Below are 10,434 nucleotides of genomic sequence, written 5' to 3'. Positions count from 1 at the left end.
TCGGCGTGGTTCTCCCACGCCTCCGGGATCATCATCAGCACCGAGTGCGGCAGCGACCGCCCGCCCAGGTGCAGCAGCTCCAGCACCTCGTCGAAGGTGGCCGAGTCGCTGCCGTCCGGCGTCGCGATCGGGTACAGCCGTTGCAGGTCACCGGGGATGAGGTCGGTCGCGAGCATGCTCTCGCGGGTCCGCATCCAGTTCCGGTTCCCCTTCATCGTGTTGATCTCGCCGTTGTGCGCGATGAAGCGGTACGGGTGCGCCAGCGGCCACGACGGGAACGTGTTCGTGGAGAACCGCGAGTGCACCAGGCCGATGGCGCTGGTGAACCGCTCGTCGGCCAGGTCCGGGTAGAACGAGCCCAGCTGGGTCTCGCTGAGCATTCCCTTGTAGACGAAGGTCCGCGCCGACAGGCTCGGGAAGTACACCGCGGCCTCGTGCTCGGCGCGCTTGCGCACGCAGAAGGCGCGGCGTTCGAACTGGAGGGCCGATTCGGACTCGGCTCCGTCGCTGCCGTGCCCGATGAACAGCTGGCGGAAGCTCGGCATCACCTCGCGGGCGGCCCGCCCGGCGTTGTCCGGCTCGATCGGCACCTCGCGCCAGCCGAGCAGGGTGAGGCCCTCCTCGGCGACGATCCGCTCGACGACCTCGGCCGCCTCCCGCGCCTCGTCGGCGTCGGCGGGCAGGAAGGCGGTCCCGGCCGCGTACCCGCCCGCTTCGGGCAGGTCGAACGGGACCACGGCGCGGAAGAACTCGTCGGGGACCTGCGTCAGCACGCCGACGCCGTCCCCCGTCTCCGGGTCGGCACCCTTGGCGCCCCGGTGCTCCAGGTTGCGCAATGCCGTGAGGGCGTTCTGCACCAGTGCATGGCTGCGCCGCCCGTGCATGTCGGCCACGAACGCCACTCCGCAGGCGTCGTGGTCGTGAGCCGGGTCGTACAGACCCCGCTCGGCGGCGCGACGTTGCGCCTCATTTCTCAAATACTGGGAATCCGGCATCGATCCTCCCGTCGCCAGGCCCGGATCGCGGCGAGGGAATTGTGAGCACTCGCAAGCGATCCGCGAAAACCTTTCGGGCACTGACAAAAGGATGCGCCGTTGCATCGTCGGTCAGTTCCGGGCACTGTACAGACGGATCGGGCCCACGGCTACGCCTGAGTAACACGGATGAAAATCACATGGCGGCGTCCCGGAGCGTGGAACGGGCCACCCTCCGGCGGCTCGCCGCAGGTCAACTTCGATCAACCCCCTGACCAGGGGCGGCGCGGCCGGAGCCCGGATTCCGGGGCGGCGGCGGGGACATCGGGGCTGATCACGACGGCTTTTTCGGTCCAGTCCGACTCCCGCGTGATGTAGCACACATCGCAGGAAGGGTTGCCTGCCCCGGAACCCGTCGAAGCCGTCCTTTGTGGAGTCTCGGCTTCCCGGGCCGCTGCGCCAAGTTCACACAGATGACGCAGCGCCACGGTCGGATTTTCGCGCAGCGCGCCGAATCGCGAGTCCGGATGAAACGTTCCATTCGGACATCGGGCCCGCGACCGGCGAGGATGCACCGAGCACCGCTCCCCCGCGCGGCACGACCACCGGCGATCGCGCTCCGCGAGCGGCCGTGCGCCCAGCGTGCCCGATCCCCGGCCGGATCCTGAATTCCGCGGAACGGCGGGAAATCGTTCGGCTCCGCACCGTCACATTTCGATTCCCCGCCGGACGATCAATCGCGGGAGAGCTCGCCGCCCGTCGCGGGAACCGGCACCGGTTCCGCCGCATAACGCGACAGCAGCAGAAGCATTGCGATTCCGATCAGCAGATAGGAATCCCCGAACAAGTGCTGTAGCGCATTCCAGTTCCCACTGGCCGGAAGCATCCGGAACGTCGCGACGAACGCGGCCACCACGAGCACCCCCGCGGCCACCAGCCAGCCGCGGCTGCGCCTGCGCAGCGCCGTGCCGACCGCGACCAGCAGCCCCGGCGCCACCCACACCCAGTGGTCCGACCAGGACGTCGGCGAGATCAGCAGCGCCAGCAGTGCCGTCGCCAGCAGCGCCGGAGCGACCTCCGCCGTGCGCAGCACCCGCACCGCCACCAGCGTCAGCACCAGTGCCGCCAGCGCCCACAGCGCGTGCTCGGTCAGCACCGGCAGGTCCAGCCGGGACAACCCACCCATGATCGACTGGTTCGTGTGGTACGAGGAACCGCTCACGCCCGCGGCCGGCCCGCTGCCGAACCAGTAGTCCATCGACGCCGAGTGGTTCAGCACGAACCCGAGGCAGGTCCCGGCGGCCGCCGTGATCGCCGCGACCGCGGCCGCCCGGTAGTCCTTGCGCACCAGGAAGAACAGCAGGAACGCGGCGGGCGTCAGCTTGATCGCCGCGGCCAGGCCCACCAGCAGCCCTCGCGGCCAGCGCGGGTGCTCGGTCAGGCAGTCCACCGCGACCAGCGCCATCAGCAGCACGTTCACCTGGCCCAGGCCGAACGACGCGTACACCGGCTCCAGCAGCAGCGTGCCCGGCAGGCCGATCGCGGCCACCGCCAGCGCGCTCTCCCGGCTCAGCAACGGCCACATCCGGCGCGCCACCAGGTACAGCACCACGCCGATCGCGGCCAGGTCCGTCAGGTAGATCAGCCACAACCCCGCCACATACGGCAGCACCGACGGCACCGCCAGCGGCAGCAGCGCGAACGGCGGGTACACCCAGGGCAGGATCCGGTCGGCGCTCGTCATCGGCCCGCCGACGGTGATGTCCCCGCCGCTGAGCCAGGTGTGCACCGCCCAGCGGTACACCTGGTAGTCGACGCCCGATCCGTGCCCCAGCCCGGCCCGGCGCATCAGGAACAGCGCCACCAGCGAGATCAGCAGGGCGACGCCACCGGCGGCGATGACCGACCGCGGCTGGACGAGCACGTGGGCCCGCAGCTGCGCGAACAGCCGTTGCGCGGTGGCGAGGGAGCGGGTGAGGGCGGTCTGCCGAGGCCCCGGTAACCGGGGGCTGCGTAGCGGGGTGGCCAACGAGATCCTTCCGTCGCGCGGCCACCAGCATCGGCTGCCCGATCCCCGACGAGGAGCATCCGGCCGCAGGGTGCACCTGGATACAGGCGCAGAACTCTATCCAACCGCCCGGAGTGCCCCGCCCCACACCCCACATCCCGCCAGGTGAATGGCCCATTCGCCCAAGCGGAGTGGGCGAATGGGCCATTCACCTCGGTGCGGGAGGGGTCAGAGCGCGTAGAGCTCCGGGAGGTTGACGACGATCGCCTCCTGCGTGCTGCGGGAGATCACCACGACGGCCTTGTGCTCCGGGTCCGGGTTCTCCTCCCGGTGCGGCACGTAGGGCGGCACGAAGATGTAGTCGCCCGGCTCGGTCTCGATCCGCACTTCCTCGGTGCCGTCGTGGAAGACGAACCGCGGGTGGCCGCTGACCACGTAGATCGCGGTCTCGGACTCGCCGTGGTGGTGGTTGTCGGAGGCCGTCGCGGGCGCCACGTGCGTCTCACCGGTCCAGATCCGCTCGGACCCGACGGTGTCGCCGCTGATGGCCGCGAGCCGCTGCATGCCCTCGGTCTGCGCGGTGTTGCGGTCCAGCTCGCTGCCGCGGATGTGGTGCAGCCGGGAGCGCAGCGACTGCTTCTCCGCGGGGTCGACCTTCGAGGTCAGGTCGGGGTGGAATGCGTCCGCCATGGAACTGCTCCGTTCTGGGTCAGGCCGCCGCGCGCTGTTCGGCGGCCAGGTCGGCGATGGTGATCCGTTCGAGGAAGTCCGCGACGGCGCCGCCGAGCCGCGTCCACACCGCGTCCCGCTCGGCGTCGTCGTGCCGGGAGGTCACCGCGCCTTCGACGACGCGGACCACGTCGGCGAGGCTGATCTCCGCGGCGTCCCGCGCCGGCCAGTAGCCGCCTTCGCAGCCGCGCTGGCTGTGCACGAGGCCGCCGCGCCGCAGCTCCACCATCAGGTTCACCAGCGAGTTCAGCGGGATCCCCTGGGTGCGGGCCATCGATTCGCAGGTCTGCTGCCTGCCGCTGCTCGCCAGCTCCACCAGCGCGCGCACCGAGTAGTCGACGCGGGCGGAGATGTGCACCGGCGCGGCCCGGCGCACCCGGGCGCTCTTCGCGGTGGTGACCTCGGGCAGCACCACGGCGCCCTTGGCGATCTCCTCGCAGAACAGCACGATCCGGGCGGCGACGCTGCGGTGCACCTTGTCGTTGAGCACGTCGTGCACGCCGTCCTTGAACACCGCGGTGCTCGCCTGCGGGTGCGCGGCGCCGAGCCGGGTGACCGGGTCGACGGGCGCGATCGCGTCGGCGTCGCCGTGCAGCAGCAGCACCGGCACGTCCGGGAGCCGCCGCGGCGGTTCGGCGGTGCCCGCGTCGAGCTCGCCCCAGTGGAAGTCCGGGTCGGTGCTGAGCCGTTCGCGGTGGATCGGGCAGGAGGTGCGGGCGGCGATCTCGTCCTCGCGCCCGGCGGGCGCACCGGGTGCCGCCGCCAGCGGGGTGCCCGCCAGCACCAGGCCGTCGACCTCGGTCTCCAGCGCGGTCTCCCAGGCGCGCAGCGCGCCGGTGTCGGTGCCGACCAGGATGCGGGCGGTGTCGCCCGCCCCCTCGAACCAGTCGGCCGGTCCGGTGCCGAGGTCGGGGACGACGACGGTGTAGCCGTCGACGGCGAGCCTGCGGCCGAACCGCTCGTACACGCCGGGGTGCTCGCCCCGCCCGTGCAGCACCACGACGTGGCCTCGCGAGGCGCTCTCCGGCACCCAGCTGCGGGTCATCTCCACTCCATTCGTTCCGTGCCCGGCATCATGGCACCCGTGGACGGCCCGGCGGTCACGCCGAGGTCCGCTCGGCGGCGGCCGAGCGGCGCGCCACTTCCTCGCGGACGGCGGGGATGAGCTCCCGCCCGTAGTCGACGGCGTCGTCGAGCGGGTCGTAGCCGCGGATGAGCAGCGTGGTCACCCCGATGTCCACGTAGTCGGTGAGCGCCTTCGCGACGGTCTCGGCGGTGCCGACGAGCGCGGTGGAGTTCCCGGCCGCGTTGGTGGCCTGCGAGGTCGGCGTCCACAGCGCCCGGTCGTGCAGCTCGCCCTTGGCGGCCGCGGCCAGCAGCCGCTGCGAGCCGACGTTGGCGACCTCCGCGTCCTTGCCGAGCGTCTTCGGGCCGGTGAACGAGCCGAACCCGCCGCGGGCGGCGCGGATCCGGTCCAGCACGGAGTGCGCGCGTTCCCAGGCGAGTTCCTCGGTGGCGCCGAGGATCGGCCGGAACGACACGCTGATGCCGGGCGCGTCGGTGCGCCCGGCGGCGCGTGCAGCGGCGCGGACGGAGGCGATCTGCTCGGCGGTCTCGGCCAGCGGTTCGCCCCACAGCGCGAACACGTCGGCGTGCTTGCCGCCCACCCGGTAGGCCGCCGCCGAGGAACCGCCGAAGTACAGTGGGATCCGGGGCCGCTGCACGGGTTTCACCGCGGTGCTGAAGTCCTCGATCCGGTAGTGCGCGCCGTCGTGGTCGATCGGCCCGTCCTCGGTCCACGCCCGCTTGAGCACCTCCAGGTACTCGTCGGTGCGGGCGTAGCGCTGCTCCTTGTCCAGGTGGTCGCCGTCGCGGCGCTGGTCGGCGTCGCTGCCGCCGGAGATGACGTGCACCGCGACCCGCCCGGCGGACAGCGCGTCCAGGGTGGCGAAGGTGCGCGCGGCCAGCGTGGGGGCGACGAAACCGGGCCGGTGCGCGACGAGCAGCCCGAGCCGGTCGGTGTGCGCGGCGACGTGCGCGGCCAGCTGGGTGCCGTCGGGCGATCCGGAGCCGTGGCCGATGAGGACGCGGTCGAAGCCGCCGTCCTCGTGGGCGCGGGCGAAGCGGCGCAGGAACGCCGGGTCCACGGCGGGACCGCTCGCCGGGTGGATCTCGGAGACGTGCTGGGCGCCGATCATGCCGACGATCTCGACACTCATTCGAACACTTCCTGTCTGGTTTCCCGGGGCCGCCGCGCGGGCGCGCGGGACCGCGCCCGGGGCCGGGCGGCCGGGGCGGTGCGGGTGGTGCGGGTGGTGCGGAGGTCAGTGCACGCCGAGCCACGAGAGGAGCTCGGCCCGCTGGGCGACGAACGCGGGCGCGGACACGTCGCGCGGGCGGGGATGTTCGACGAGCTGGTCGTGCACGATGCCGCCGCCGTCGAGCACCAGGACCCGGTCGGCGAGCAGCAGCGCCTCTTCGACGTCGTGGGTGACGAGCAGGATGGCGCAGCCGTGCCGCTGCCACAGCTCCCCCACCAGCGCCTGCACCTTGATCCGGGTGAGCGCGTCGAGCGCGGAGAACGGTTCGTCGAGCAGCAGCAGGTCCGGCTCCCGCACCAGGGCGCGGGCCAGCGACGCGCGCTGCGCCTCACCGCCGGAGAGCACCTTCGGCCACTCGTCGACCCGGTGCCCGAGCCCCACTTCCTCCAGCGCCGCCACGGCCTTGGCGCGGTCGGGCCTGCCGCGCAGGCCGAGGACCACGTTGCGCCACACCCGCTTCCACGGCAGCAGCCGCGGCGCCTGGAACGCGACGGCGCGCCGCCGGGCCACCCGCACCTCGCCGCTGATCTCGTGGTCGAGGTCGGCGAGGATGCGCAGCAGGGTGCTCTTGCCGCAGCCGCTGGGGCCGAGCAGGGCGACGAACTGGCCCGGTTCGATGTCCAGGTCGAGGCCGTCGAGCACGGTCCGGTCGCCGAAGCTCTTGGTGAGGCCGCGGACGGAGGCCGCCAGTTCGGCCGGCGCGGTCCGCACCGCGGCAGCGGTCCCGTCGGAACCGTCAGCCCGCGGGGCGGCGTCGGTTCCGGTGCCGGTCGCGGTGTCGGTTCCGGTCGCGGTGTCGGTTCCGGTCGCGGTGTCTGGGGCGGATTCGGTCACGCTCCGCGGAAAGCCGGTCGCCATGCCAGCACGGTCCTTTCGAGAAGTCGGACGAGGAAGTCGGCCACCAGGCCGAGCAGGGCGTAGAGCACCAGGCACACGACGATCACGTCGGTCTGGAAGAACTCGCGGGCCATGTTCATCTCGTAGCCGATGCCGGCCGTCGCGTTGATCGTCTCGCCGAAAACCAGCGCCAACCACGCCGAGCCCAGCGAGAACCGCAGCCCCACCAGCGCGTTCGGCATAGCCGCCGGCAGGATCACGTGCCGCACCTGGGCGAACCAGCCGAGCCCGAGCGTCTTGGCCGCTTCGACCAGCCCGGCGTCCACGTTGCGGATGCCGCCGAAGATGTTCATGTACAGCGGGAAGGTCACCGCCAGCGCGATGAGCACGATCTTCGGCGTCTCCCCGATGCCGAACCAGATGATCAGCAGCGGGATGAGGCCGATCACCGGGACCGTGCGCAGCATCTGCATCGGCGCGTCCGCGATGTCCTCACCGCGCCGGAACAACCCGGAGATCGTGGCGAGCACGACGGCGGCGACCAGCCCGAAGACCAGGCCGATCGCGACGCGCTGCACCGAGGCGAGCACCGCGTCCTGCAACCGGCCCTCCTGCCACATCTCCCAGGCGGTGGCCGCGACCGTGCCCGGCGAGGCGAGCGTGTCGTCGTCCAGGACGCCGGTCGAGCTGAGCACCTGCCACAGCACGATCAGCGCGATCGGGCTGAACGTCTTGACCAGCCAGCGGGGCAGCCGCTGCTCCCCCTTGGCTCGGTCGGTGCGCACCGTCGCGACGGGTATCGCGCCGGTGTCGGATCGGGCGCTCTCAGGCGCGGGCAAGCTCATCGTCACGCTCCACGGGCATGGGAGGGGAAGCCGGCACCCGCCGGATTTCGGCGCGGTGCGGCGGAGTTCGGTGGCGCATCGGCACCGGGCGCGCTCCGGTGCGGGAGCCGCCGTGCGGTGCGTGCGGGAACGCCCGGGACCGGGCGCGGAGGAAGGGCTCAGGCGCTACAGAGCGCGGAGGACACTCGGGCGAAATCCACGTATCCGCGCGTGGTGAGCGTCGACGTCCGGGCCATGCGATCACGGTAGCGACGCGCCGCGGCCGATGTAAACCCAACTCGGCACGACAGGATTGAGCTCCCGGATGGTGGGAAGAAGTCGTCTTCGCGGCGCGCGAGAACCTTCCGGGAGTCCCGGAAACGCGGGAGTCGCAGGTCCGGCGTCTCCCTAGCGTTCGCACATGGTCCTCGCAGCGCCTTTCAGACCGCCACCCGATCCACTGCACTCCCGGCTCTCCACCACTGAGCGGGAACGACGCCGGCTGCGCCGCACGCTGTGGACCGTCGAAGCGGTTCTGGTCGCTTCCGTGCTGGTCGACGCCCTGTTCACGGTGCTCGGCGTCGACCTCCGGTGCACCTCGGAGACCCTCTGGGTCGTCGTTCCGCTGGGAATCGGGTTGCGGGTCAAGTTGACCAGGGTCGAGCGGCGGCACCTGGAGCTGAGCGAGCTGCTCGCCGAACGCAACGGGACCCCGGTGTTCGTGCGGCGCGAGCACGGCATCCGGATCGCGCTGCCGTGGCACACGGCCCGGGCGCTGTACAAGCCGCGGCAGCCCGCCGACCGGTGGACCAGGAACTTCGAGCGGATCGCGTTCTGGCGTTCCGCCGCAGGACTGCTCACCGTCGCCGTCGCCACGGCGAGCTACGAGTCGCCGACGACCCCCCTTTTCGAATCCATCGGAAAGACGCAGCTCACGGCACTGCTCGCGCTGTGCGTGGCGCCACCGCTGTTGGCACTGCTGGTATGCGTGACCCGCGAACGGCATCGGGGACGGCTGCGGGACGGCATCACCAGCATGCTCCGGCGAATCCTGTTCGGCGTGCTGACCGCTGCGGTTCCGGTCGCCGCGATCATCGGCGTCATCGTCCTGCTGTACCGGTTCTCGGACGACGGCCGGCTGACGGAGGCCTGGATGGTGGTGGCGTTGTTCATCCCCTTCCTCGCCGTCTGCTGGCTCGCCGGTTACGCGCTCTGCTCCACCTATTGGGCCGCACGTACCGCGTTCTGGACGAGCGACGTGCATCCGCTGCTCCCCCCGGTCATCTCGGCGGCGCTGGCCGTCGTCACCACCGCCCTGGACATCGCGGAACGGGTGGGGAGCACCGATCCGCGCACACCCGCGCCGATCTGGTACGTGCTGACCGTGTCGGGACTGGTCACCACCCTGGTGCTGGCGATCGTCGAATACCGGCGGCTGCGCGGCACTGGCATCGGCTGGCGGACCGGACCCAGCCCCGTCGAAGCGGACACGGTCCCCATCCCAATGGCCGAAAACCCGACCACGCCGATCCCGCGGTGCACCGGCCGATCGAACCCACTGGGGCGAGGCGCAGCCGACCGCGACGCCACAGTCCGCATTCCCCGGCCCCGACGGCCCGGACCGGGGATTCACTAGAAGGCTCCTGGAACGGCCGGGTGGGCCGCGCGCCTCGGATATGATCGGCGGATCATGAGCTCCACTTCCGGTGAACTGCTGGCCGTCAGCGACCTGCACGTCGCGATGGCCGAGAACAAGGACATCGCGCGCGGGCTGCGCCCCCGCACCGACCAGGACTGGCTGATCGTCGCGGGCGACGTGGGCGAGCTGTCCGAGGACATCACCTGGGTGCTGGGGATGCTCGCCGAGCGGTTCGCGAAGGTCATCTGGGTGCCCGGCAACCACGAGCTGTGGACGCCGAAGCAGGACCCGCTGCAACTGCGCGGCGAAGCCCGCTACCTGGAACTGGTGCGCCGCTGCCGCGAACTCGGCGTCGTCACGCCGGAGGACGAGTTCCCGGTGTGGACCGGGCGCGGCGGACCCGTGACGATCGCACCGCTGTTCGTGCTCTACGACTACACCTTCCGTCCCGCCGGGACCTCCACCAAGGAGGAGGCGCTGGCGGTCGCGCACGAATCGGGCGTGGTGTGCAGCGACGAGTTCCTGCTGCACCCGGACCCGTACCCGACCCGCGACGACTGGTGCCGGGCCCGGCTGGCCCACAGCGAGCGGCGGCTCGCCGAGTGCGATCCGGAGCTGCCGACGGTGCTGGTGAACCACTACCCGCTGGTGCGCGAACCCACCGATGTGCTCTGGTACCCGCAGTTCGCGCAGTGGTGCGGCACCGTGCACACCGCCGACTGGCACCTGCGGCACCGGGCGGCCGCGGTCGTCTACGGGCACCTGCACATCCCGCGCACCACCTGGCACGACGGCGTGCGGTTCCAGGAGGTGTCGGTGGGCTACCCGCGCGAGTGGAAGCGCCACGGGCTGCCGGACGATCCGCTGCGCCTGGTCTTCCCGGAGGGGACGTCGTGATCGAACGCCTGCTGCCCGGCGAGCTCGCCTGGGAGGAGACCCGCACCGACCCGCCCGAGGCCTGGCTGTTCGACGCGGAGGCCGCGGTCATCGCGCGCGCCGTGGACAAGCGGCGCTGCTGGTGCGCGCCGAGCTGTTCGCCGCGCTGGACGGGTTCGACGAGCGGTTCTTCATGTTCTACGAGGACGTGGACCTGGGCTGGCGG

8 protein-coding genes and 2 pseudogenes are annotated in these 10,434 nt (G+C 71.7%); 3 read left to right on the top strand and 7 right to left on the bottom strand.

Annotation, left to right across the window (positions count from 1 at the left end; all coding sequences use genetic code 11):
* From ABZ805_RS28410 to ABZ805_RS28380, 7 genes and pseudogenes are all read right to left on the bottom strand, one after another.
* Positions 1-995, bottom strand: a pseudogene (locus ABZ805_RS28410) (glutamate synthase subunit alpha); the annotation flags it as partial.
* Between the two features lie 712 nt (positions 996-1,707).
* Positions 1,708-3,003: a glycosyltransferase family 87 protein gene (locus ABZ805_RS28405; protein WP_358446738.1), complete on the bottom strand. Its 1,296-nt coding sequence runs from the start codon at positions 3,001-3,003 to the stop codon at positions 1,708-1,710.
* A 207-nt stretch (positions 3,004-3,210) separates the two neighbouring features.
* Positions 3,211-3,672, bottom strand: coding sequence for a cupin domain-containing protein (locus tag ABZ805_RS28400; RefSeq protein WP_358446736.1), 462 nt, complete (start codon positions 3,670-3,672; stop codon positions 3,211-3,213).
* 19 nt (positions 3,673-3,691) lie between these two features.
* Positions 3,692-4,756: an Rrf2 family transcriptional regulator gene (locus ABZ805_RS28395; RefSeq protein ID WP_358446733.1), complete on the bottom strand. Its 1,065-nt coding sequence runs from the start codon at positions 4,754-4,756 to the stop codon at positions 3,692-3,694.
* 55 nt (positions 4,757-4,811) lie between these two features.
* Positions 4,812-5,930 (bottom strand): LLM class flavin-dependent oxidoreductase, encoded by a 1,119-nt coding sequence (locus ABZ805_RS28390; RefSeq protein WP_358446730.1) that lies wholly within the window; start codon positions 5,928-5,930, stop codon positions 4,812-4,814.
* 105 nt (positions 5,931-6,035) lie between these two features.
* The gene (locus ABZ805_RS28385; RefSeq protein WP_358446727.1) at positions 6,036-6,743 is read right to left on the bottom strand and encodes an ABC transporter ATP-binding protein; all 708 of its coding nucleotides are present in this window, start codon (positions 6,741-6,743) and stop codon (positions 6,036-6,038) included.
* A gap of 119 nt (positions 6,744-6,862) precedes the next feature.
* Positions 6,863-7,654, bottom strand: coding sequence for an ABC transporter permease (locus ABZ805_RS28380; RefSeq protein ID WP_358446724.1), 792 nt, complete (start codon positions 7,652-7,654; stop codon positions 6,863-6,865).
* A 586-nt stretch (positions 7,655-8,240) separates the two neighbouring features.
* On the opposite strand from ABZ805_RS28380, the gene ABZ805_RS28375 reads away from it, so the two are divergent.
* From ABZ805_RS28375 to ABZ805_RS28365, 3 genes and pseudogenes are all read left to right on the top strand, one after another.
* Positions 8,241-9,329: a hypothetical protein gene (locus ABZ805_RS28375; protein WP_358446722.1), complete on the top strand. Its 1,089-nt coding sequence runs from the start codon at positions 8,241-8,243 to the stop codon at positions 9,327-9,329.
* Positions 9,330-9,383: 54 nt separating this feature from the next.
* Positions 9,384-10,229: a metallophosphoesterase gene (locus tag ABZ805_RS28370; protein ID WP_358446719.1), complete on the top strand. Its 846-nt coding sequence runs from the start codon at positions 9,384-9,386 to the stop codon at positions 10,227-10,229.
* A pseudogene (locus ABZ805_RS28365) lies at positions 10,226-10,434 on the top strand (hypothetical protein); the annotation flags it as partial. The gene ABZ805_RS28370 and the pseudogene ABZ805_RS28365, both read left to right, overlap by 4 nt.

This window comes from Saccharopolyspora sp. NPDC047091 (assembly GCF_040643635.1).
Taxonomy (GTDB): Bacteria; Actinomycetota; Actinomycetes; order Mycobacteriales; family Pseudonocardiaceae; genus Saccharopolyspora_C.
This window is presented reverse-complemented; position numbering and strand designations above follow the sequence as displayed.

What these genes read in the sequence shown, in the direction of transcription:
- ABZ805_RS28400 (WP_358446736.1), bottom strand. Translation starts at nt 3,672, where the DNA reads ATGGCGGACGCATTCCACCCCGACCTGACCTCGAAGGTCGACCCCGCG.
- ABZ805_RS28395 (WP_358446733.1), bottom strand. Translation starts at nt 4,756, where the DNA reads ATGACCCGCAGCTGGGTGCCGGAGAGCGCCTCGCGAGGCCACGTCGTG.
- ABZ805_RS28390 (WP_358446730.1), bottom strand. Translation starts at nt 5,930, where the DNA reads ATGAGTGTCGAGATCGTCGGCATGATCGGCGCCCAGCACGTCTCCGAG.
- ABZ805_RS28370 (WP_358446719.1), top strand. Translation starts at nt 9,384, where the DNA reads ATGAGCTCCACTTCCGGTGAACTGCTGGCCGTCAGCGACCTGCACGTC.